20 protein-coding genes, 1 pseudogene and 1 riboswitch are annotated in these 21,044 nt (G+C 61.8%); of the genes and pseudogenes, 16 read left to right on the forward strand and 5 right to left on the reverse strand.

The window, feature by feature from the left end; all coding sequences use genetic code 11:
- Positions 1-9 precede the first annotated feature (9 nt).
- The 6 genes from D8U71_RS20385 to D8U71_RS20410 all read left to right on the forward strand — a co-directional run bounded on the left by D8U71_RS20385 (position 10) and on the right by D8U71_RS20410 (position 4,689).
- Positions 10-843 carry an alpha/beta fold hydrolase gene (locus D8U71_RS20385; RefSeq protein WP_024013187.1) on the forward strand — a complete coding sequence of 278 codons (834 nt, stop codon included), beginning with the start codon at positions 10-12 and terminating at the stop codon, positions 841-843.
- Positions 840-2,321: an aldehyde dehydrogenase gene (locus D8U71_RS20390; protein ID WP_024013188.1), complete on the forward strand. Its 1,482-nt coding sequence runs from the start codon at positions 840-842 to the stop codon at positions 2,319-2,321. Before D8U71_RS20385 ends, D8U71_RS20390 begins: the two co-directional genes overlap by 4 nt.
- Positions 2,322-2,333: 12 nt before the next feature.
- The gene (locus tag D8U71_RS20395; RefSeq protein ID WP_130888540.1) at positions 2,334-2,819 is read left to right on the forward strand and encodes a flavin reductase family protein; all 486 of its coding nucleotides are present in this window, start codon (positions 2,334-2,336) and stop codon (positions 2,817-2,819) included.
- Between the two features lie 93 nt (positions 2,820-2,912).
- Positions 2,913-3,302 carry a carboxymuconolactone decarboxylase family protein gene (locus D8U71_RS20400; RefSeq protein ID WP_039763896.1) on the forward strand — a complete coding sequence of 130 codons (390 nt, stop codon included), beginning with the start codon at positions 2,913-2,915 and terminating at the stop codon, positions 3,300-3,302.
- A gap of 57 nt (positions 3,303-3,359) precedes the next feature.
- Entirely contained in the window at positions 3,360-4,124 is a 765-nt protein-coding gene (locus D8U71_RS20405; RefSeq protein ID WP_042606770.1) for a GntR family transcriptional regulator, read from the forward strand.
- Position 4,125: 1 nt separating this feature from the next.
- Positions 4,126-4,689, forward strand: coding sequence for an NUDIX hydrolase (locus D8U71_RS20410; protein WP_016775015.1), 564 nt, complete (start codon positions 4,126-4,128; stop codon positions 4,687-4,689).
- Positions 4,690-4,827: 138 nt separating this feature from the next.
- Here D8U71_RS20410 and D8U71_RS20415 read toward each other — a convergent pair whose 3' ends face one another.
- Positions 4,828-5,124, reverse strand: coding sequence for a DUF1330 domain-containing protein (locus D8U71_RS20415; protein ID WP_130888541.1), 297 nt, complete (start codon positions 5,122-5,124; stop codon positions 4,828-4,830).
- Positions 5,125-5,192: 68 nt separating this feature from the next.
- On the opposite strand from D8U71_RS20415, the gene ribBA reads away from it, so the two are divergent.
- The 5 genes from ribBA to D8U71_RS20440 all read left to right on the forward strand — a co-directional run bounded on the left by ribBA (position 5,193) and on the right by D8U71_RS20440 (position 10,578).
- Positions 5,193-6,302: a bifunctional 3,4-dihydroxy-2-butanone-4-phosphate synthase/GTP cyclohydrolase II gene (gene ribBA / locus D8U71_RS20420; RefSeq protein ID WP_016775017.1), complete on the forward strand. Its 1,110-nt coding sequence runs from the start codon at positions 5,193-5,195 to the stop codon at positions 6,300-6,302.
- A 357-nt stretch (positions 6,303-6,659) separates the two neighbouring features.
- Positions 6,660-7,685, forward strand: a complete 1,026-nt coding sequence (locus D8U71_RS20425) for an ABC transporter substrate-binding protein (RefSeq protein ID WP_125918464.1) — start codon at positions 6,660-6,662, stop codon at positions 7,683-7,685.
- Entirely contained in the window at positions 7,682-8,590 is a 909-nt protein-coding gene (locus tag D8U71_RS20430; protein ID WP_130888553.1) for an ABC transporter permease, read from the forward strand. Before D8U71_RS20425 ends, D8U71_RS20430 begins: the two co-directional genes overlap by 4 nt.
- Positions 8,591-8,596: 6 nt before the next feature.
- Positions 8,597-9,406, forward strand: coding sequence for an ABC transporter permease (locus D8U71_RS20435; RefSeq protein WP_007918021.1), 810 nt, complete (start codon positions 8,597-8,599; stop codon positions 9,404-9,406).
- Positions 9,407-9,423: 17 nt separating this feature from the next.
- Positions 9,424-10,578, forward strand: coding sequence for an ABC transporter ATP-binding protein (locus D8U71_RS20440; protein WP_130888542.1), 1,155 nt, complete (start codon positions 9,424-9,426; stop codon positions 10,576-10,578).
- A 203-nt stretch (positions 10,579-10,781) separates the two neighbouring features.
- Here the strand turns inward: D8U71_RS20440 and map are convergent, their stop codons facing one another.
- Together map and D8U71_RS20450 are read right to left on the reverse strand one after the other, a co-directional pair.
- Positions 10,782-11,573 carry a type I methionyl aminopeptidase gene (map, locus tag D8U71_RS20445; protein WP_071172707.1) on the reverse strand — a complete coding sequence of 264 codons (792 nt, stop codon included), beginning with the start codon at positions 11,571-11,573 and terminating at the stop codon, positions 10,782-10,784.
- Entirely contained in the window at positions 11,570-11,797 is a 228-nt protein-coding gene (locus tag D8U71_RS20450) for a ParD-like family protein (RefSeq protein WP_007918027.1), read from the reverse strand. Before D8U71_RS20450 ends, map begins: the two co-directional genes overlap by 4 nt.
- 120 nt (positions 11,798-11,917) lie before the next feature.
- Positions 11,918-12,112: riboswitch (cobalamin riboswitch) on the forward strand.
- 138 nt (positions 12,113-12,250) lie between these two features.
- Between D8U71_RS20450 and D8U71_RS20455 the strand changes: the two genes are divergently transcribed.
- From D8U71_RS20455 to D8U71_RS20465, 3 genes are read left to right on the forward strand one after another with little or no spacing between them, the layout of a single operon-like run.
- Positions 12,251-13,264, forward strand: a complete 1,014-nt coding sequence (locus D8U71_RS20455; protein WP_130888543.1) for an ABC transporter substrate-binding protein — start codon at positions 12,251-12,253, stop codon at positions 13,262-13,264.
- Positions 13,261-14,277 (forward strand): iron ABC transporter permease, encoded by a 1,017-nt coding sequence (locus D8U71_RS20460; RefSeq protein WP_130888544.1) that lies wholly within the window; start codon positions 13,261-13,263, stop codon positions 14,275-14,277. Before D8U71_RS20455 ends, D8U71_RS20460 begins: the two co-directional genes overlap by 4 nt.
- Positions 14,274-15,038: an ABC transporter ATP-binding protein gene (locus D8U71_RS20465; protein ID WP_130888545.1), complete on the forward strand. Its 765-nt coding sequence runs from the start codon at positions 14,274-14,276 to the stop codon at positions 15,036-15,038. Before D8U71_RS20460 ends, D8U71_RS20465 begins: the two co-directional genes overlap by 4 nt.
- Before the next feature lie 208 nt (positions 15,039-15,246).
- Here the strand turns inward: D8U71_RS20465 and metE are convergent, their stop codons facing one another.
- On the reverse strand, positions 15,247-17,535 hold the full coding sequence (gene metE / locus D8U71_RS20470) for a 5-methyltetrahydropteroyltriglutamate--homocysteine S-methyltransferase (RefSeq protein ID WP_130888546.1): 2,289 nt from the start codon (positions 17,533-17,535) through the stop codon (positions 15,247-15,249).
- Between the two features lie 364 nt (positions 17,536-17,899).
- On the opposite strand from metE, the gene D8U71_RS20475 reads away from it, so the two are divergent.
- Together D8U71_RS20475 and D8U71_RS20480 are read left to right on the forward strand one after the other, a co-directional pair.
- Positions 17,900-19,276: a pyridoxal-phosphate dependent enzyme gene (locus tag D8U71_RS20475; protein ID WP_125927335.1), complete on the forward strand. Its 1,377-nt coding sequence runs from the start codon at positions 17,900-17,902 to the stop codon at positions 19,274-19,276.
- Positions 19,273-20,445, forward strand: coding sequence for a cystathionine gamma-synthase (locus tag D8U71_RS20480; RefSeq protein WP_122611558.1), 1,173 nt, complete (start codon positions 19,273-19,275; stop codon positions 20,443-20,445). Before D8U71_RS20475 ends, D8U71_RS20480 begins: the two co-directional genes overlap by 4 nt.
- 273 nt (positions 20,446-20,718) lie before the next feature.
- Here D8U71_RS20480 and D8U71_RS28460 read toward each other — a convergent pair.
- Positions 20,719-21,044: pseudogene (locus tag D8U71_RS28460) on the reverse strand (hypothetical protein); the annotation flags it as partial.

Raw genomic sequence — 21,044 nt, forward strand, 5'->3', positions numbered from 1 at the left:
GAGCGCTCCATGATTCGGCTCACCGCTGAACTCACCCCGGCTGGCACCAGTTACCTGGCGACCGGCCAAGGCCAGCCCGTGGTATTGATCCACGGCGTGGGCCTGAACAAAGAAATGTGGGGCGGGCAGATTGTCGGCCTCGCCAGCCAGTACCAGGTGATCGCCTACGACATGCTCGGCCACGGCGCCAGCCCGCGCCCGGCCAGCGGCACCGACCTGCTCGGTTACGCCGATCAGTTGCTCGAGCTGCTCGATCACCTCAATCTGCCCCAGGCAGCGGTGATCGGTTTCTCCATGGGCGGCCTGGTCGCGAGGGCCTTCGCCCTGCATTACCCGGAGCGCCTGCAAAGCCTGGTGGTGCTGAACAGCGTGTTCAACCGCAGCGAAGAACAGCGTGCCGGCGTCATCGCACGCACTGCGCAGGCTGCCGAACATGGCCCGGACGCCAATGCCGAAGCGGCATTGTCCCGCTGGTTCAGCCGTGAATATCAGGCAGCCAACCCGGCGCAGATCGCCGCGTTGCGCCAGACTTTGGCCAACAATGATCCACAGGGCTACCTGACCACCTACGAATTGTTCGCCACCCAGGACATGTACCGCGCCGACGACCTGAGCAGCATTCAGGCGCCGACGCTGATCGCCACTGGCGAGCTTGACCCTGGCTCGACGCCGGAAATGGCCGAGCAACTGGCCCGACGCATCCCCGCTGCGAAGGTTGCCGTGCTGCCCGAGCAACGGCATATGATGCCGGTAGAGTCGCCGCGTCTGGTCAACCAGATGCTGCTGGAATTTCTCCAATTCGCACACGCCCGACAAAACCATATAAAGGGGATCGTTGCATGACACTCGCACGCTTCCAGATGTGCATCGGCGGAGACTGGGTCGACGCCCTCTCCGGCAAGACCTTCGAAAGCCTCAACCCGGCCTCCGCGCAAGCCTGGGCGGAACTGCCCGACGCCGATGAAGCGGACGTCGAACGCGCCGTGCAAGCAGCGCAAAATGCCTTCGACAGCCCGGCCTGGCGCGGCCTGACCGCCACTGCGCGCGGCAAACTGCTGCGTCGCCTCGGCGATCTGATCGCAGAAAACAAGGAACACCTGGCGCAGCTGGAAAGCCGTGACAACGGCAAGCTGATCCGCGAAACCCGTGGCCAGGTCAGCTATCTGCCGGAGTTCTTCCACTACACCGCAGGCCTCGCTGACAAGCTTGAAGGCGGTACGCTGCCGCTGGACAAGCCTGACCTGTTTGCCTACACCGTGCATGAAGCCATGGGTGTGGTCGCCGCGATCATTCCGTGGAACAGCCCGCTGTACCTGACCGCGATCAAACTGGCCCCGGCCCTGGCCGCCGGCAACACGATTGTGATCAAGCCGTCCGAGCACGCCTCGGCGACCATTCTCGAGCTCGCACGTCTGGCCCTCGAAGCCGGGATTCCGCCGGGCGTGGTCAACGTCGTCACCGGTTACGGCCCGAGCACCGGCGCCGCCCTCACCCGCCATCCACTGATCCGCAAGATCGCCTTCACCGGCGGCGCGGCCACGGCGCGGCATGTGGTGCGCAGCAGCGCCGAGAATTTCGCCAAGCTATCGCTGGAGCTGGGCGGCAAGTCGCCGAATATCATCTTCGCAGACGCCGATCTCGACAGCGCGATCAACGGTGCGATTGCCGGCATCTACGCAGCGTCCGGGCAGAGTTGCGTGTCTGGTTCGCGCTTGCTGGTGCAGGACGAAATCTACGACGAATTCGTCAACCGTCTGGTCGAGCGCGCCCAGCGCATCCGCATCGGCAACCCACAGGAAGACAATAGCGAGATGGGACCGATGGCAACCGCGCAGCAACTGGCGGTGGTCGAAGGACTGGTCGCCGATGCGATCGCCGAAGGCGCGCGTTTGCGCACCGGTGGCAAGCGTCCGGCGGATCTCGGCGAAGGCTGGTTCTACGAGCCGACGCTGTTCGAGTGCGACCGCAATTCGATGAAGATCATGCAGGAAGAAGTCTTCGGCCCGGTGGCTTCGGTGATTCGTTTCAAAGACGAAGCCGAAGCGCTGGCGATCGCCAACGACTCGCAGTTCGGCCTCGCTGCCGGCATCTGGACCCGTGACCTCGGCCGCGCCCATCGTCTGGCGCGGGATGTGCGCTCGGGGATCATCTGGGTCAACACTTACCGCGCAGTGTCGGCGATGGCGCCGATCGGCGGCTTCAAGAACAGTGGCTATGGACGCGAAAGCGGCATCGACTCGGTGCTGGCCTACACCGAACTGAAAACGGTGTGGATCAACCTCTCCCAGGCGCCAATGCCTGATCCGTTTGTGATGCGCTAGGAGTCCTGCGAAATGATCGAACCCGGCATATACAAAGACGTCATGAGCTCGTTCCCGTCCGGCGTTACGGTGGTCACCACCCTCGACCCGGAAGGCGGCATTGTCGGCATCACCGCCAGCGCGTTCAGCGCGCTGTCGATCGACCCGGCGCTGGTGTTGTTCTGCCCCAACTATGCGTCCGACACCTACCCGGTGCTGCGCGACAGCAAAAAATTCGCCATCCATTTGCTCTCCGCCGAGCAGACCGCCGAAGCCTACGCGTTCGCCGGCAAGGGCAAGGAAAAGGCCAAGGGCATCGAGTGGCATTTGAGCGATCTGGGCAACCCGATTCTGGCCAAGGCCACGGCGATAATCGAGTGCGAGTTGTGGCGTGAATACGACGGCGGCGATCACGCGATCATTGTCGGCGCAGTGAAGAACCTGATCCTGCCCGAGCAACCGGTGACGCCGATGATTTATCACAAGGGCAAGTTGGGTGCGTTGCCCGCCTTGACCTGATTGCCCCACCCAACTCCCATTGTGGTGAGGGAGATAAATCCCCTCACCACAGGGTTCATTCCAACAAGGGGATCTGTGTTGTGAGGAGGAATGATGAGTAACGAGAAGTATGAAAAAGGCCTGCAAATCCGCACCCAGGTATTGGGCGAAGCCTATGTTCAGCGCTCGATAGACAACGCCGACGACTTCACCCGTCCGCTGCAGGAAATGGTCACCGAATACTGCTGGGGCCATGTCTGGGGGCGTGAGGGTCTGTCGCTCAAGGAGCGCAGCATGATCAACCTGGCGATGATCTCGGCGCTCAACCGCCCGCATGAACTCAAGCTGCATGTGCGTGGCGCCTTGCGTAACGGCCTGAGTCGTGAGCAAATACGCGAAATTCTGCTTCAGGTCGGCATTTATTGCGGCGTTCCGGCGGCCGTGGACAGTTTCCGGCTGGCCCGTGAAGCCTTTGCCGAAGCCGACGCCGAGGCCTCCAGTTAACCCTCGGCTGTTTTGATGCCCGTCTGGCATGGACAGCCAAGCTCAAGAGCGGACCCCATGAAACGCCAGCCACTCGACGACAGCTTCAAGGTCAATCGCAACCCCGTTACCCTGCGCGAAATCGTGCTGGACAAACTGCGTAGCGCGATCATGAATTTCCAGCTCATGCCAGGTGATCGTCTGGTCGAACGCGACCTCTGCGATCGCCTCGGCGTCAGCCGCACTTCGGTGCGCGAAGCCTTGCGTCACCTAGAATCCGAAGGTCTCGTCGAATTCGCCGACGCCAAAGGCCCGCGCGTGGCCATCATCACCCTCGCCGATGCCGTCGATATCTACGAATTGCGTTGCGTGCTCGAAGGCTTGATCGTGCAGTTGTTCACTCTGCGTGCCAAGGCCAAGGACATCAAGGCGCTGGAAAAAGCCCTCGATGACAACCGCAAGGCGCTCAAGGACGGCGAGCTGCAACAGGTCATCGACTCGGTGCAGGGTTTCTACGACGTGCTGCTCGAAGGCTCGGGCAACCATGTCGCCGCCACCCAATTGCGTCAGTTGCAGGCACGCATCAGCTATCTGCGCGCGACCTCGGTCTCCCAGGAAAACCGACGCGGCGCGAGTAATCACGAGATGGAAAAAATGGTCGAGGCGATCAAGAGCGGCGATCCGCTGGCGGCGCATCAGGCGTGTGTCGATCACGTCCGCGCGGCCGCCGCCGTGGCCCTCGATTACCTCAAGCGCAAGCAGGAAGAGACCGGCGTCGCCGTCAAAGGTACCCCGGCGATCACCCTGCCGATCGCGCTGAAAGAACCCCGCATAGGTCAATGACATGTTCAGCCCGAGCTTTTGCCCGAAATGCGGTGGCCCTGACCTCGGTCAGCAGACGCCGCCGGGCGATACGCACGAGCGCCTGATGTGCCGCGGCTGCGGCTATATCCACTACGTCAATCCGAAGATCATTGCCGGCTGCATCATAGAGCAGGACGGCAAATACCTTTTGTGCCAACGGGCGATCCCCCCGCGCCCGGGCACCTGGACGCTGCCGGCCGGTTTCATGGAAAGCTTTGAGACCACCGAACAGGCGGCGCTGCGCGAAGTCTGGGAAGAAAGCGGCGTGCGCGCGGAAATCGTCTCGCCGTATTCGATCTTCAGCGTGCCGAAGATCAGCGAGGTGTACATCATCTTCCGCGCCATCGCCCTGGAGATCACCGGGCAGTACGGGCCGGAAACCATGGATTACAAGTTCTTCGCCCCGGAAGAGATTCCGTGGGAGCAGATCTATTACCCGGCGATCCGGCAGATTCTCGAGCGCTATATCGAAGAGCGCCAAGCGGGGGTTTACGGGATTTACATGGGTAATGATGACAGCGGCAAGATTCATTTCATGCGCTAAAAATCACCTTCCCCCTGATCGTTCCCACGCTCCGCGTGGGAATGCCTCTACGGACGCTCCGCGTTCGGCTCTGGATGGGACGCAGAGCGTCCCGGGCTGCATTCCCACGCGGAGCGTGGGAACGATCATCAGTGTGGCTTAAATTGGGTTGATGCCTTCAACGATGATGATCTCCGCCCTCGCCCATTCTTCGCGATAACTTTTCGCCTCCTGATACGCCGCCGAGCGGTAGCACGCGACGGCTGTTTCGTAGCTTTCAAACTCGATGATCACCGTACGCTGTGGCATCTGCCGCCCTTCCAGCGCTTCACTGCGCCCGCCTCTGGCGAGAAACTTGCCGCCGAATGCGGCAATCGCCTGCGGGGTGCGCTGGGTGTATTGGCTGTAGTGCTCGGCATCGGCTATATCCACATGTGCAATCCAGTACGCCTTCATAGTGACCTCTTTGTTGATTTTGTATTATGGTATACCAATATATTTCCAACGAACCCTGAGAGTCCAGCATGGCCTTCAACAGCATCGAAGAAATCATCGAAGATTATCGCCTCGGCAAAATGGTCCTGCTGGTCGATGACGAAGACCGCGAGAACGAAGGCGACCTGCTGCTGGCCGCTGATCGTTGCACACCGGAGGCTATCAGCTTCATGGCCCGCGAGGCACGCGGGCTGATCTGCCTGACCCTGACGGACGAACATTGTCAGCGCTTGGGCCTGGAGCAAATGGTACCCGCCAATGGCAGTGTGTTCAGCACTGCATTTACCGTGTCGATCGAAGCGGCGGTTGGCGTGACCACCGGCATTTCCGCCGCAGATCGCGCCTGCACCGTTGCTGCCGCGGTCGCGCCGAATGCCCGCGCCGAAGACCTGGTGCAGCCCGGCCACATCTTCCCGTTGCGCGCCAAGGAAGGTGGCGTGCTGACCCGCGCCGGGCACACCGAGGCCGGTTGCGATCTGGCGCGTCTGGCCGGTTTCACCCCGGCCTCGGTGATTGTCGAAGTGATGAACGACGACGGCACCATGGCGCGCCGCCCGGATCTGGAGCAGTTCGCACGCAAGCACGGGATCAAGATCGGCACCATTGCCGACCTCATCCACTACCGCCTGAGCACCGAGCACACCATCGAACGCATCGGTGAACGTGAGCTGCCGACGGTGCATGGCACCTTCCGTTTGATCACCTTCGAAGATCGCATCGAAGGCGGCGTGCACATGGCAATGGTCATGGGCGATCTGCGCCGCGAAGAGCCGACGCTGGTGCGCGTGCACGTGATCGATCCGCTGCGCGATCTGGTCGGCGCCGAGTACAGCGGGCCGACGAACTGGACGCTGTGGGCGGCGCTGCAACGGGTCGCGGCGGAAGGTCATGGGGTTGTGGTGGTACTGGCCAATCATGAATCGTCGCAGGCGTTGCTCGAGCGCGTGCCGCAGTTGACCCAGCCGCCACGGCAGTTCAGCCGTTCGCAATCGCGGATTTATTCCGAGGTCGGGACGGGGGCGCAGATTCTGCAGAATCTGGGAGTGGGCAAGTTGCGTCACCTCGGTCCGCCGCTGAAGTACGCGGGGTTGACCGGGTATGACCTTGAGGTGGTTGAGAGCATTCCTTTCACCGAATAACCCTGTTATCGATACTCCCCTGTGGCGAGGGGATTTATCCCCGTCGGGCTGCGAAGCGGCCCCGATTCCTGCCAACGCGATCCGCCAGAAATATCGCATGTCCCGCTTTCAGGGCTGCTCCGCAGCCCGACGGGGATAAATCCCCTCGCCACAGTTTCATTCGCTACACATTTGGATGAAGACCGGAAAGACAGATCCGCCAGATAACCGGTAAGGCAAAGTGCTTGCACAAAGTTTGGAATACCATAATATGATATTCCATAGACCGGACGGACCAAAAAACCGTCCAGCTACTGCTCCCGACAGGCGGGCAACAACGCAAGGCCCGCTCAAAAACACAACAATGAGGGCGTGAACATGGTGTTGAACAAAGCTGCAACCGCGATCTTTTTCGCGGGACTGCTCAGCGTTACCGGCCAGGCTGCAATGGCTGCCGAAAGCGTGAATTTTGTCAGCTGGGGCGGTAGCACCCAGGATGCGCAGAAACAAGCCTGGGCCGATCCGTTCAGCAAGGCCAGCGGCATCACCGTCGTTCAGGACGGCCCCACCGACTACGGCAAACTCAAGGCCATGGTCGAAAGCGGCAACGTGCAGTGGGACGTGGTCGATGTCGAAGCCGATTTCGCCCTGCGCGCCGCTGCCGAAGGCCTGCTTGAACCCCTCGACTTCAAAGTGATCCAGCGCGACAAGATCGACCCGCGCTTCGTCAGCGATCACGGCGTCGGCTCGTTCTTCTTCTCCTTCGTCCTCGGCTACAACGAAGGCAAGCTCGGCGCCAACAAGCCGCAGGACTGGAGCGCGCTGTTCGATACCAAGACCTGGCCCGGCAAACGCGCCCTGTACAAATGGCCAAGCCCCGGCGTGCTCGAACTGGCGCTATTGGCCGACGGCGTTGCGGCTGACAAGCTTTATCCGCTGGATCTGGATCGCGCCTTCAAGAAACTCGACACCATCAAGAAAGACATCGTCTGGTGGGGCGGCGGCGCGCAGTCGCAGCAACTGCTCGCGTCCGGCGAAGCGAGCATGGGCCAGTTCTGGAATGGCCGTGTGCACGCCTTGCAGGAAGACGGCGCACCGGTCGGCGTGAGCTGGAAGCAGAACCTGGTCATGGCCGACATTCTGGTCATCCCCAAAGGCTCGAAAAACAAAGATGCGGCGATGAAGTTCCTCGCCAATGCCAGCAGCGCCAAAGGCCAGGCCGACTTCTCCAACCTGACCGCCTACGCGCCGGTCAACCTCGACAGTGTGGAGCGTCTGGATTCGACGCTGGCCCCCAACCTGCCGACGGCTTACGCCAAGGATCAGATCACCCTTGATTTCGCTTACTGGGCCAAGAACGGTCCGGCTATCGCGACACGGTGGAACGAATGGCTGGTCAAATGAAAATCGCGGCCACTGCGCCCCGTCCTTCCACTGCCACCGGGAGCGCCGCCGGCGCTGCCGGTTCGGCCCTCAAGCAACGCTGGCGCGGCGCCGGCAACCTCGTCCCGGCGCTGCTGTTCCTCGGCCTGTTCTTTCTCGCGCCGTTGATTGGCCTGCTGTTGCGCGGTGTGCTCGAACCTGTGCCGGGTCTCGGCAACTACGAACAGTTGTTCGCCAACTCGGCCTATGCGCGAGTGCTGCTCAACACCTTTTCGGTGGCCGGGCTGGTGACGCTGTTCAGCCTGCTGCTGGGCTTTCCGCTGGCCTGGGCGATCACTTTGGTGCCGCGCGGTTGGGGGCGCTGGATCCTCAACATCGTGCTGCTGTCGATGTGGACCAGCCTGCTCGCCCGCACCTATTCGTGGCTGGTGTTGCTGCAAGCCTCGGGCGTGATCAACAAGGCGCTGATGGCGCTGGGCATCATCGATCAACCGCTGGAGATGGTGCACAACCTCACGGGCGTGGTGATCGGCATGAGCTACATCATGATCCCGTTCATCGTGCTGCCGTTGCAGGCGACCATGCAGGCCATCGACCCGATGATCCTGCAGGCCGGCTCGATCTGCGGCGCCAGTCCGTGGACCAACTTCTTCCGGGTGTTCCTGCCGCTGTGCCGGCCGGGTCTGGCGTCCGGCGGTTTGATGGTGTTCGTGATGTCTCTCGGTTACTACGTCACCCCCGCTTTGCTGGGCGGGGCGCAGAACATGATGCTGCCGGAGTTCATCATTCAGCAGGTGCAATCGTTCCTCAACTGGGGTCTGGCCAGTGCCGGCGCCGCGTTGTTGATCGCAATCACCCTGGTGCTGTTCTACTTCTACCTGAAGCTTCAACCGGAATCCCCGGTTGGCGCCAGTAATGCGAGGTAAGCCGACATGCTCCTGACCCCCAATGCCATGAGCCGGCGCATGCGTTTCGGCCTCTACGCTACGACTGGGCTGATCGGTCTGTTCCTGCTGTTGCCGATCGTGTTCATCGTGCTGCTGTCGTTCGGCTCCTCGCAGTGGCTGGTGTTCCCGCCACCGGGCTGGACGCTGAAATGGTACGGCCAGTTCTTCTCCAATCCCGACTGGATGAACGCCGCTGCGGCCAGCCTCAAGGTCGCCGTGTTGACCACGATCTGTGCCGTGGCCCTCGGTTTGCCGACCGCGTTTGCGCTTGTGCGCGGGCGCTTTCCCGGCCGCGAGATGCTCTACGGCCTGTTCACCCTGCCGATGATCGTGCCGCTGGTGATCATCGCCGTGGCGGTGTACGCGCTGTTTCTCAAGCTCGGCTACACCGGGACCATGTTCGCCTTCGTCGTCAGCCATGTGATCGTCGCGCTGCCGTTCACCATCATCTCGATCATCAACTCGCTGAAGCTGTTCGATCAGTCGATTGAAGACGCGGCGGTAATCTGCGGTGCCTCGCGCTTGCAAGCGGTGTTCAAGGTGACGTTCCCGGCGATCCGCCCGGGGATGGTCGCCGGCGCCCTCTTCGCCTTCCTCGTCTCGTGGGACGAAGTGGTGCTCAGCGTGATGATGGCAAGCCCGACTCTGCAAACCCTTCCCGTGAAAATGTGGACCACCCTGCGCCAGGACCTGACCCCGGTGATCGCCGTCGCTTCGACGCTGCTGATCGGCCTGTCGGTATTGGTCATGGTGATCGCCGCCGCCCTGCGCCGGCGCAACGAAATCAGCGCCTGAGCGCCCAGGAGTACGACATGAGTGCCGTTATCAAAGACGCATCCCAGCAGAACGACAAACCCCTGGTCAGCCTGCGCAACCTGAACAAGCACTACGGCGATTTCGCTGCCGTCGACAATATCTCGCTGGACATCAAGGACGGCGAATTCCTCACCTTCCTCGGCTCCAGCGGCTCGGGCAAAAGCACCACGCTGTCGATGCTCGCCGGTTTTGAAACACCGAGCAGCGGCGAGATCCTCGTCAACGGCCAGTCGCTGGTCAAAGTGCCGCCGCACAAGCGTGACATCGGCATGGTCTTCCAGCGCTACTCGCTGTTCCCGCATCTATCGGTGCGCGACAACATCGCCTTCCCTTTGGCGATTCGCAAACTGGCTGCGGCCGAGCGCGAAAAGCGCGTCGATGCGATGCTCAAACTGGTGCAGCTCGAACAGTTCGCCCATCGCCGCCCTTCGCAACTCTCTGGTGGTCAGCAACAACGTGTCGCCATCGCCCGGGCGCTGGTTTACGAGCCGCGCATTCTGCTGATGGATGAACCGCTGGGCGCGCTGGACAAGAAGCTGCGCGAGGACTTGCAGGATGAACTACGCCAGCTGCACCGGCGCCTGGGCATCACCATCGTGTACGTGACCCACGACCAGGAAGAAGCCATGCGGCTGTCGCAACGCATCGCGATTTTCAGCCACGGCAAAATCGTCGGTCTGGGCAGTGGTTATGACCTTTATCAGAATCCGCCGAATGCCTTTGTCGCGTCGTTTCTGGGTAATTCGAACTTCCTCAAGCTCAAGGCGCAAGGCAATGCGGCAGCGAGTTTCGAGGGTCAGTCGTTGTCGATTCGGCTGACGTCCGGGTTGCACACTGATCAGGATGTGCTGCTGATGGTGCGCCCGGAAAAAGCCTTGGCGTTGAGCACGCAGCAGGCGCTGGATACGCCGCTGGCGGCGGGTTGGAATGAGGTATCGGCGAATGTTGTGGAGGTGCTGTTTCTCGGTGAGAGCCAGACGTGCAGCGTGGTCACTGCGGGCGGGACGTCGATGACGGTGAAAGCGCTGTCGGCAGCGGGCATGCCACTCAAGGCCGGCGATCCGGTAAGGGTGCGCTGGGCGACGGCGGATGCTTGTGTTTATACCGAGTGGACCGAGAGCGATCTGAACAAGGCAGCAGGTGCTCACTGATTGCGCTGAGTCAGTTGGATCTACCCCCTCACCCCAGCCCTCTCCCCCACGGGGGGCGAGGGGGAAAGGGAGCCGATCTTCATGCTGTTCAAAATGTAAGTTCGACTCGGTATCGCACGTCGGCGTATCTCGCAACAACACCTCGGTCAGTCCCCTCTCCCATTGGGAGAGGGCTAGGGTGAGGGCAAGCAGGCCACACGGTATCAGCCAATGGCCCGGTACCCTTCAATCTCATCCGGCCAAGCCGTCAGCACTTCAAACCCGCTCTCCGTCACCGCGACCATATGCTCCCACTGCGCCGACAACGAGCCATCCTTGGTCAGCACCGTCCAGCCATCCGGCATGTTCTTCACATGGCGTTTGCCGGCATTGAGCATCGGTTCCACGGTGAAAATCATCCCGGCCTTGAGCTTCAGCCCTTGATTGGGAAAGCCGTAATGCAGGATTTGCGGTTCGTCGTGATAGACCTTGCCGATGCCATGGCCGCAGTACTCGCGCACCACGCTGAAGCCCTCCGCCTCCGCCAGGCTCTGGATCGCGTGACCGATATCGCCCAGCGTTGCGCCCGGTTTCACTGCGCGAATGCCCGCGCACATCGCGTCGTAAGTGGTCTTGATCAGGTGCTGCGCTTCAGGAGTCGCCTCACCCACGACGTACATGCGGCTGGTATCACCGAACCAGCCATCCTTGATCACGGCGATGTCGAGGTTGACGATGTCGCCGTCTTTCAATGGCGTACCCGATGGAATCCCGTGGCACACCACGTCATTGACCGACGCGCAGACGGTTTTCGGAAAGCCGTGATAACCGACGTTGGCCGGCACGGCTTTCTGCACATTGACGATGTAATCGTTGCACAGCCGGTCCAGCTCATCGGTGGTCACCCCGGCCTTCACATGCGGCACCAGCATCGCCAGCACCTCAGCGGCGAGTTTGCCGGCGGCGCGGGATTTTTCGATGTCGGCCGGGGTGTTGATCTTGATCTGGTTTCTCATGCGCTGACGGCTTCCTGAGTCAGTTGTTGCAGATCCAGTCCGCCGTTCTGTTCGGCGCGGATCAGCAGGCGGCAAATGGCGCTGTGGTCGAGGTTGGGATGCAGCTCGGCGAGCATGCCGATGCGCATCCAGTGCTCGGCCTGCGCGTTGATCGAGCGGCTGAGGGCGTTGCTGGAGATGCGCAGGTTCTCGTGCATGTCCTCTGAAATTTTTACGATGCCCATATATGAATCCGATACGATGTGTATATGGAGCGTATATTAATCAGTGCATACGGCCGATTGCAATGCCAACGGCAAAATCGACGCTGTGGCAGATTCGCCTCCCCCTCCACCGCGCAAATCGACTACCATGCCGCCGCCGGTTTCCACACGGAATTAATAGGGAATCCGAAATGCTTGCACAGCATCAATCGGAACTGCCCCCGCAACTGTAGGTGCCGAGCCTGCTCCTCGACTGCCACTGGGTGAATCCCGGGAAGGCCGGAGCGTGGCGATGACGCATCAGTCAGGAGACCTGCCGGCACAGTGACTGACTAACCGGCGGGGTGTCCGGGAAGGACATCGTGCCGTGCGCATTTTCCCTGTGCCGGCCTTGCGCAGTTTCCACGACCGCGCCCGAGGTGTGTTTCCAACCGTACCCGCCTGCTCCCGTACGGTTCTCCTGGAGACTGCCCCATGCTGCTGCCCCGCGTTGCCACCCTGCTCACCGCTTTGAGCCTTTGCGCCCTGGCGCAAGCGACGCCGACTGCGTATCCGCTGACCGTGGAAAACTGTGGCAGCAGCCTGACCTTTCAGCACGCGCCTGCGCGCACGGTGACCATCGGCCAGGCCGGCACCGAAATGCTCTACGCCTTGGGTCTGGGCGACAAAGTCGTCGGCACTTCGCTGTGGTTCAACGACGTGCTGGGCACATACAAAGCGCAGAACGACAGGATCGAGCGCCTCGCCGACAACGAGCCGAGTTTCGAAGCGGTGATCGCCAAACGCCCGGAACTGGTCGCCGTCGAGCTGGAATGGATGGTCGGCCCGCAAGGCGCGGTCGGCACCCGCGAGCAGTTTCATGAACTGAAGATTCCGACCTATCTGCTGCCCTCCGATTGCGAAGCCAAGGACAACCTCGTCGGCTCGGACGGCACGCGGCTGGCACCGTTTCGAATCGACAGCATCTACAAAAGCGTGAGCCAACTGGCGGCGATTTTCGATGTGCAGGCGCGTGGCGAGCAGCTCAATGAGCAGCTCAAAGCCAGCCTCGCGCAGTCGATCGCCACTGCGAAAAAGCAGCAGCGCAAAGACGTCAGCGCCCTGGTGTGGTTCTCCAGCGCCGAGATGGACATCGAGCCGTTCGTGGCCGGGCACAAAGGCGTTCCCGATTTCATGCTCAGCACCCTCGGCGTGCGCAACGTCGTCGAGTCGGATGAAGAATGGCCAACCGTCGGCTGGGAAACCATCGCCAAGGCCAACCCGACGTTTCTGGTGATCGCGCGCATGGATCGTCGACGTTTCCCGGCGGACGACTATCAGAAGAAACTCGCCTTCCTGCGCAGTGATCCGGTGACGCGCAACATAGACGCGGTCAAGCACAACCGCATCATCATCCTTGACGCCATGGCCATGCAGGCCAGCCTGCGCACCTTCGACGGCCTCGCACAACTGGCCAGCGCCATCAACGGCTACGACCTGTCGCCATGAGCAGACGCCTGATCCGTTTGCTGCTGGTGCTGTTGACGCTGTCGGTCGCGCTGATTGGCGGCGTGGCCATTGGCGAGACTTCGATCGAGCCGAGCGTGGTGTTGCAGGTGCTGGCCAACAAGCTGTGGGGCGCCGGTTATGTGCTCGACCCGATCGACGAAGGCATCGTCTGGAACTATCGCCTGACCCGCGCGCTGGTCGCGGCGGCCTGCGGCGCCGGCCTGGCGACGTGCGGGGTGATCCTGCAATCGCTGCTGCGCAATCCGTTGGCCGATCCGTATCTGCTGGGAATTTCTGCTGGCGCCTCGACTGGCGCGGTGATGGTCGCCCTGCTTGGCGTCGGCGCCGGGGCGATTTCATTGTCGGTCGGTGCCTTTGCCGGCGCGGTGACCGCGTTCGTACTGGTGATTTTGTTGGCACGGGTCAGCGGCTCGGCCAGTGGCACCGGGCAGATCATTCTCGCCGGGATTGCCGGCTCGCAACTGTTCAACGCCCTCACCGCTTTTCTGATCACCCGCTCGGCCAGCTCCGAACAAGCGCGCGGCATCATGTTCTGGCTGCTCGGCAATCTCGGCGGCGTGCGCTGGCCGTCGGTGTGGCTGGCAGTACCTGTGGCTGTATTGGGATTGGTCGTTTGTCTGTGGCACCGGCGAGCACTGGATGCGTTCACCTTTGGTGCGGACTCGGCGGCGTCTCTCGGCATTCCAGTGCGACGTGTGCAGATTCTGTTGATTGGCTGCGCCGCGCTGGTGACGGCGGTGATGGTGTCGATTGTCGGCTCGATCGGCTTTGTCGGTCTGGTGATTCCCCATGCCGCGCGGTTGTTGCTCGGCACGGGGCATGCGCGTCTGTTGCCCGCCAGTGCGCTGGGCGGTGCGGTGTTTCTGATTGCCGCCGATGTGCTGTCGCGCACCCTGATCAAGGGTCAGGTGATCCCGGTCGGCGTGATCACTGCGCTGGTCGGCGCGCCGGTATTCGCGCTGATTCTGGTGGGACGGAGATCAGCGCGATGAACACGGTTCTGAGTTGTGCGGGTGTGGGCTTCAAAGTGCGCGGTGCCGAGTTGCTCAATGGTGTCAGTCTCGATGTTCAGCGCGGCGAGACCCTGGGCATTGTCGGGCCGAACGGTTCGGGGAAATCCACTTTGCTGAAACTGCTCGCCGGGCTGCGCGAACCGAGCGCAGGTCAGGTGCAGCTCGACGGTCGGACGCTGGGCAAGATGTCGCGGCGCACTATCGCGCAGACGCTCGCGGTGGTTGAGCAACAGGCCGATACCGACGATGGCATTCGCGTGTTCGACGCGGTGGCGCTGGGGCGCACGCCGTGGCTGTCGGCGCTGCAACCGTGGTCGCCGGCCGATGAAGCCATCGTCGAGCAAGCGCTGGTCGACGTCGACGCCGTGCACCTGCGCAACCGCCTCTGGCGCAGCCTCTCCGGCGGTGAACGCCAACGCGTGCACATCGCCCGCGCACTGGCGCAGCGCCCGCAGATCCTGCTGCTCGACGAGCCGGCGAATCACCTCGATATCCAGCATCAGTTGAGCATTCTGCAAGTGGTGCGCGCACTGCCGGTGACCACGTTGATTGCTCTGCACGACCTCAATCAGGCGCTCAAATGCGATCGCCTGGCAGTGCTGGAGCGCGGGCGTCTGGTGGCATTGGGCGAGCCGCTGCAAGTGCTGACGCCGGAGCGGTTACAGACGACTTTCGGGGTCAGGGCGCACTATCTGACGGACCCGTTCGATGGTGCACCGATATTGCGCTTCGTCGCTTGATGCATGTGTAGCTGACACACCGCTTTCGCGAGCAGGCTCGCTCCCACAAAGGATTTGTGTGTTGCCGTGAGTGACGGGGGAATGTGAATTCTGTGGGAGCGAGCCTGCTCGCGAAGGCGTCAGGTCATCCAACATGGTGTCGATTGACACACCGCTTTCGCGAGCAGGCTCGCTCCCACAGGGTTATGTATTCCAGGGCGATAAAGGGTCAGGTCCACTCTTTACGCAGTTGCCGCGCGGCGCTGACCATGTGCACCAACGCCGCTTCGGTCTCTGGCCAGCCTCGGGTTTTCAGCCCGCAATCCGGATTGACCCACAGCCGCTCAACCGGAATACGCTGCCCAGCTTTGCGCAGTAAACCGACCATTTCCGACACATCGGGAATCCGTGGCGAGTGAATATCGTACACGCCCGGGCCGATGTCGTTCGGGTAGGCGAACGCTTCAAACGCTTCGAGCAGTTCCATGTCCGAACGCGAGGTTTCAATGGTGATGACATCGGCGTCCATCGCCGCGATCGACTCGATCACATCGTTGAATTCGCTGTAGCACATGTGCGTGTGGATCTGGGTTTCGTCGCGCACGCCGGAGGCGCACAGGCGGAACGCTTCGCTTGCCCATTCCAGATACGCCGGCCACTGCGCCCGGCGTAACGGCAAGCCTTCACGGAACGCCGCTTCGTCGATCTGCACGATTTTGATTCCTGCCGCTTCCAGATCATTCACTTCGTCACGAATGGCCAGCGCCAGTTGTCGAGCCTGCACCTCGCGGCTGACGTCTTCGCGGGCGAAGGACCACATCAGCATGGTCACCGGGCCGGTCAGCATGCCTTTCATGACCTTGTCGGTGAGGCCCTGGGCGTAGCAGATCCACTCGACCGTCATCGCTTGCGGGCGGCTCAGGTCACCGAAGATCACCGCTGGCTTGACGCAGCGCGAACCGTAGCTCTGCACCCAGCCAAAGCGGGTGAAGGCATAGCCGTCGAGCTGTTCGGCGAAGTATTCGACCATGTCGTTGCGCTCTGCCTCACCGTGCACCAGCACATCCAGGCCGAGGCGTTCTTGAATTTCCACCGCGTGGCGAATCTCCGTGTGCATCGCATCGGTGTAATCGGCCGCGCTGAGCTTGCCTTGCTTGTAGGCCTGGCGCGCCAGACGAATCGCCGCCGTTTGCGGAAACGATCCAATGGTGGTGGTCGGAAACAGCGGCAGATCAAGTTTGCCGCGCTGTTTGGCGATGCGCTGGGCAAACGGCGATTGGCGTTGCGCATCCCTGGCAGTGATCGCCGCGACCCGCGTTTTCACCTCAGGTTTGTGAATGCGCGGTGAGGCGGCGCGGCTGGTTTGTACCGAACGACTTTGCGCCAGTGCGCGCAGCACCTGCGGCGCTTCCGGCTCGCTGACCGCTTGGGCGAGCACGGCGACCTCTTCGCACTTCTGCACGGCAAACGCCAGCCAGCTTTTCAGTTCGGCATCGAGCTGGTCTTCCCGGCCCAGATCAACCGGGCTGTGCAGCAATGAACAGGACGGCGCCACCCACAAGCGATCACCCAGACGCTCATGGGCATGACGCAGCGTCGCCAGCGCGTTTTGCAGATCGCAGCGCCAGACGTTCCGACCGTTGACCACACCCAGCGACAGCACTTTATAGGCCGGCAGACGATCCAGAATGGTCGGGTACTGATCCGGCGCGCGCACCAGATCGATGTGCAGGCCATCGACCGGCAGGTTCGCCGCCAGACCGAGGTTTTCTTCCAGGCCACCGAAGTAGGTAGCGAGCAGTTTTTTCAGCGGATCACGCTGGATCTGGTTGTAGGCGCGCTCGAAGGCATTCTTCCAGTCCTGAGGCAGATCGAGCACCAGAATCGGCTCGTCGATCTGCACCCACTCCACACCCAACGCCGCCAGCCGCGCGAAGATCTGGCCGTATAGCGGCAGCAGGCGATCAAGCAAATCGAGCTTGTCGAAATCGGCGCCTTTGGTTTTGCCCAGCCACAGATAGGTCAGCGGGCCAATGATCACCGGTTTGACGTTGTGTCCCAGCACACGGGCCTCTTCGGTTTCCTCAAACAACTGCTCCCAACCCAGCTGAAATTGTTGATCGACGTTGAATTCCGGTACCAGGTAGTGATAGTTGGTGTCGAACCATTTGGTCATTTCCTGAGCGTGGCCGTCGCTACAGCAAGCATTGCTGACGCCTCGGGCCATGCTGAACAGGGTGTGCAGCGTGGCTTTGCCGTCGTGCGGACGGAAACGCTCGGGGATCACGCCGAACATCAGCGAGTGGCTCAGCACCTGGTCGTACCAGGCGAAATCGCCAACCGGCAGCAAGTCGATGCCGGCGTTCTTCTGCAAGTCCCAATGGGCCTTGCGCAGCTCACGCCCGACGTCACGCAGGCCCGCCTCGTGCAGCTCTCCTTTCCAGAACGCCTCTTGCGCTTTCTTCAGTTCGCGGTCGCGACCGATGCGCGGAAATCCAAGGGAATGGGCCAGTGCCATGACAAACAACTCCAGATGCTTATTCGATGGCGGGTATTGTCGGGAACCGGACTTGATGAAACAAACTCAATAAATTCCAGATCATCACAAGTTCTACTCATGCGTAGACGCCCCTGTAGGGGCTGCCGAAGGCTGCGATCTTCCGAGCGTAGGGACGCGGAGCGCCCCGGGTTGCATTCCCACGCGGAGCGTGGGAACGATCAGACACCTCAGGGCAACATGCCAGTTTTCGTTCTATCGTTAGATCCAAATGGCTGGATTTTCCAAGGATTAGAGGTTGCGAGAGAGGATGTCTGCGCCTAAGTTGCACGCGAGTCTTTTCCCCGCGATTGGAACGCGATCAACACCATAAAGAGGTGAAGAAATGTCGAAGGAATCACGCCCTGCCGTGCTTGGGCTGATAGGCAATACTCCGCTGGTTCAGGTCACCCGCTTCGATACCGGACCCTGTACGCTGTTTCTCAAACTCGAATCGCAGAACCCCGGCGGCTCGATCAAGGACCGTATCGGTCTGGCGATGATCGACGCTGCTGAACGTGACGGCCGCCTGCAACCGGGCGGGACGATTGTCGAGGCCACTGCCGGCAATACCGGTCTGGGCCTGGCGCTGGTCGGCCGGGCCAAAGGCTATCGCGTAGTGCTGGTGGTACCGGACAAGATGTCCACCGAGAAGGTCCTGCACTTGAAGGCCATGGGCGCCGAAGTGCACATCACTCGTTCTGACGTCGGCAAGGGCCATCCCGAGTATTACCAGGACGTCGCCGCGCGTTTGGCCAAGGACATTCCCGGCGCGTTTTTCGCCGACCAATTCAACAATCCCGCCAACCCGCTGGCCCATGAATGCAGCACCGCGCCGGAAATCTGGGCGCAGACCGAACATGATCTGGACGCCATCGTCGTCGGCGTCGGATCGGCCGGCACGCTGACCGGGCTGAGTCGTTTCTTCAAGCGCGTGCAACCGGATCTGGAAATGGTCCTCGCCGATCCGATCGGCTCGGTGATGGCGCAATACAGCCGCGACGGCACCTTGCCGACTCCCGGTTCGTGGGCGGTCGAGGGTATCGGCGAAGACTTCATTCCGTCGATCACCGACCTGTCCAGCGTGCGTCACGCCTACTCGATCAGCGACGCGGAAAGCTTCGATCATGCGCGCCAGTTGCTCAAGGCCGAGGGCATTCTCGGTGGCTCATCGACCGGCACCCTGTTCGCTGCCGCGCTGCGTTATTGCCGCGAGCAGACCGAGCCGAAACGCGTGGTCAGCTTTGTCTGCGACACCGGCACGCGTTACCTTTCGAAGGTCTACAACGACCAGTGGATGACCGATCAGGGCCTGTTGCAACGCAAGGGCTACGGCGATCTGCGCGACTTGATCGCACGGCGTTTCGAGGACGGCCGGGTGATCAGCGTCGGCCCGGACGACACCCTGCTCACGGCCTTCCAACGCATGCGTCTGGCGGACGTTTCGCAACTGCCGGTGCTGGTCGAAGGCAAGCAACTAGTGGGCGTGATCGACGAGTCCGACATTCTCCTCGGCGTCCACGAAGATGCCGCACGTTTCAGCCAGTCGGTGTCGAGTGTGATGACCGACAAACTGCAAACCCTCGCCCCGGCTGCGAGCCTGGCCGAGCTGGAAGCGGTGCTCAGCCGTGGCCTCGTCGCGATCATCGCCGACGCCTCCGGCTTCCATGGCCTGATTACCCGCACCGACATGCTCAACCAATTACGGAGATCCCTTGCATGAGTCAGCACGACGATAAATCCCAAGGCTTCGCGACCCGGGTGATCCACGCCGGGCAAGAGCCGGACCCGACCACCGGCGCGCTGATGCCGCCGATCTACGCCAACTCCACCTACCTGCAAGACAGTCCCGGCGTGCACAAGGGGTTCGACTACGGCCGCTCGCACAACCCGACGCGTTTTGCTCTGGAGCGCTGCGTCGCGGATCTGGAAGGCGGCACCCGCGCCTTTGCCTTCGCCTCAGGGCTGGCGGCGATTTCCACGGTGCTGGAACTGCTCGACGCCGGCTCGCACATCGTTTCCGGCAATGACTTGTACGGCGGCACGTTCCGCCTGTTCGACAAGGTCCGCCAGCGCAGTGCCGGGCACCGTTTCAGCTTCGTCGACCTGACCGATCTGTCGGCGTTCGAAGCCTCGCTGCAGGACGACACGCGCATGGTCATGGTCGAAACCCCGACCAACCCGCTGCTGAGCCTGTCGGACCTGGCCGCAATCGCGCGCATTTGCCGCGCGCGCGGGATCATCTGCGTGGCCGACAACACCTTCGCCAGCCCATACATTCAGCGCCCGCTGGAGTTGGGTTTCGACATCGTCCTGCACTCAACCACCAAATACCTCAACGGCCACTCCGACGTGATCGGCGGCATTGCCGTGGTCGGGCAGAACGCCGAACTGGCGGAAAAACTCGGTTTCCTGCAGAACGCCGTCGGCGCAATTTCCGGGCCGTTCGATGCATTCCTCACTCTGCGCGGGGTGAAGACTTTGGCGCTGCGTATGGAGCGCCATTGCAGCAACGCCCTGGACCTGGCGCAGTGGCTCGAAAAGCAACCGCAGGTCAAACGCGTCTACTATCCGGGCCTTGAGTCGCACCCGCAGCACGAACTGGCCAAGCGGCAGATGCGTGGTTTTGGCGGGATGATTTCTGTTGATCTGAACAGCGACCTGGCCGGTGCGCGGCGCTTTCTCGAGAACGTGCAGATCTTTGCACTGGCGGAAAGTCTGGGTGGCGTGGAGAGCCTGATCGAACATCCGGCGATCATGACCCACGCGACCATTCCGCCGGAAACCCGTGCGAAGCTGGGGATTGGCGATGGGCTGGTGCGGTTGTCGGTGGGGGTCGAAGACATTGAAGACCTGCGCGCCGATCTGGCTCAGGCACTGGCAAGAATGTAAACAGCTCCGCACGAAGAAGCCCGCGCAATGCGGGCTTCGTCTTTTTTTGTCCGTCGATCTCCCCGCCGTGGCAGTTCCCGAGGCCGATCCTATACTCAATCGGCTCGATCAGGATTATCTCGACACCCGCACGCCGCTCGGTGTGCCCGTGCCTTTCGCCAACCAGGTAAAACCCAAGCCAATGAGTCACTTCGCCGGGCATACGCAACGGACGACATCTCATCGCTTTCTGGCTGCTGGGTCGTGGAGAAAACCATGAAATACAAGTTGTTGTCAGGCGTGCTTCTTGCGGTAGCGGCCAGCGTCGCAGTGCCGAGTGTGTGGGCAGCGCAACCGCAGGCGTTGGCTTCGGATGGGGCTGATCATGTTGGCGCCGGAGCGGTGGCTGCCGATGGCGCTGATCGTGTCGGCGCCGGCGCGGTGGCTGCCGATGGTGCTGATCGTGTCGGCGCGGGCGCAGTGGCTGCCGATGGCGCTGATCGTGTCGGCGCGGGCGCGGTGGCTGCCGATGGCGCCGATCGTGTCGGTGCCGGCGCGGTGGCTGCCGATGGTGCTGATCGTGTCGGTGCCGGCGCTGTGGCTGCCGATGGTGCTGATCG

It is taken from the genome of Pseudomonas sp. Sample_21, from assembly GCF_004307525.1.
Lineage (GTDB): Bacteria > Pseudomonadota > Gammaproteobacteria > Pseudomonadales > Pseudomonadaceae > Aquipseudomonas > Aquipseudomonas atacamensis.

What these genes read in the sequence shown, in the direction of transcription:
- D8U71_RS20460 (WP_130888544.1), top strand. Translation starts at nt 13,261, where the DNA reads ATGAGCAGACGCCTGATCCGTTTGCTGCTGGTGCTGTTGACGCTGTCG.
- D8U71_RS20390 (WP_024013188.1), top strand. Translation starts at nt 840, where the DNA reads ATGACACTCGCACGCTTCCAGATGTGCATCGGCGGAGACTGGGTCGAC.
- D8U71_RS20395 (WP_130888540.1), top strand. Translation starts at nt 2,334, where the DNA reads ATGATCGAACCCGGCATATACAAAGACGTCATGAGCTCGTTCCCGTCC.
- D8U71_RS20435 (WP_007918021.1), top strand. Translation starts at nt 8,597, where the DNA reads ATGCTCCTGACCCCCAATGCCATGAGCCGGCGCATGCGTTTCGGCCTC.
- ribBA (WP_016775017.1), top strand. Translation starts at nt 5,193, where the DNA reads ATGGCCTTCAACAGCATCGAAGAAATCATCGAAGATTATCGCCTCGGC.
- D8U71_RS20385 (WP_024013187.1), top strand. Translation starts at nt 10, where the DNA reads ATGATTCGGCTCACCGCTGAACTCACCCCGGCTGGCACCAGTTACCTG.
- D8U71_RS20425 (WP_125918464.1), top strand. Translation starts at nt 6,660, where the DNA reads ATGGTGTTGAACAAAGCTGCAACCGCGATCTTTTTCGCGGGACTGCTC.
- D8U71_RS20440 (WP_130888542.1), top strand. Translation starts at nt 9,424, where the DNA reads ATGAGTGCCGTTATCAAAGACGCATCCCAGCAGAACGACAAACCCCTG.
- D8U71_RS20400 (WP_039763896.1), top strand. Translation starts at nt 2,913, where the DNA reads ATGAGTAACGAGAAGTATGAAAAAGGCCTGCAAATCCGCACCCAGGTA.
- D8U71_RS20430 (WP_130888553.1), top strand. Translation starts at nt 7,682, where the DNA reads ATGAAAATCGCGGCCACTGCGCCCCGTCCTTCCACTGCCACCGGGAGC.
- metE (WP_130888546.1), bottom strand. Translation starts at nt 17,535, where the DNA reads ATGGCACTGGCCCATTCCCTTGGATTTCCGCGCATCGGTCGCGACCGC.
- D8U71_RS20475 (WP_125927335.1), top strand. Translation starts at nt 17,900, where the DNA reads ATGTCGAAGGAATCACGCCCTGCCGTGCTTGGGCTGATAGGCAATACT.
- D8U71_RS20450 (WP_007918027.1), bottom strand. Translation starts at nt 11,797, where the DNA reads ATGGGCATCGTAAAAATTTCAGAGGACATGCACGAGAACCTGCGCATC.
- D8U71_RS20415 (WP_130888541.1), bottom strand. Translation starts at nt 5,124, where the DNA reads ATGAAGGCGTACTGGATTGCACATGTGGATATAGCCGATGCCGAGCAC.
- D8U71_RS20480 (WP_122611558.1), top strand. Translation starts at nt 19,273, where the DNA reads ATGAGTCAGCACGACGATAAATCCCAAGGCTTCGCGACCCGGGTGATC.
- D8U71_RS20465 (WP_130888545.1), top strand. Translation starts at nt 14,274, where the DNA reads ATGAACACGGTTCTGAGTTGTGCGGGTGTGGGCTTCAAAGTGCGCGGT.
- D8U71_RS20455 (WP_130888543.1), top strand. Translation starts at nt 12,251, where the DNA reads ATGCTGCTGCCCCGCGTTGCCACCCTGCTCACCGCTTTGAGCCTTTGC.
- D8U71_RS20410 (WP_016775015.1), top strand. Translation starts at nt 4,126, where the DNA reads ATGTTCAGCCCGAGCTTTTGCCCGAAATGCGGTGGCCCTGACCTCGGT.
- D8U71_RS20405 (WP_042606770.1), top strand. Translation starts at nt 3,360, where the DNA reads ATGAAACGCCAGCCACTCGACGACAGCTTCAAGGTCAATCGCAACCCC.
- map (WP_071172707.1), bottom strand. Translation starts at nt 11,573, where the DNA reads ATGAGAAACCAGATCAAGATCAACACCCCGGCCGACATCGAAAAATCC.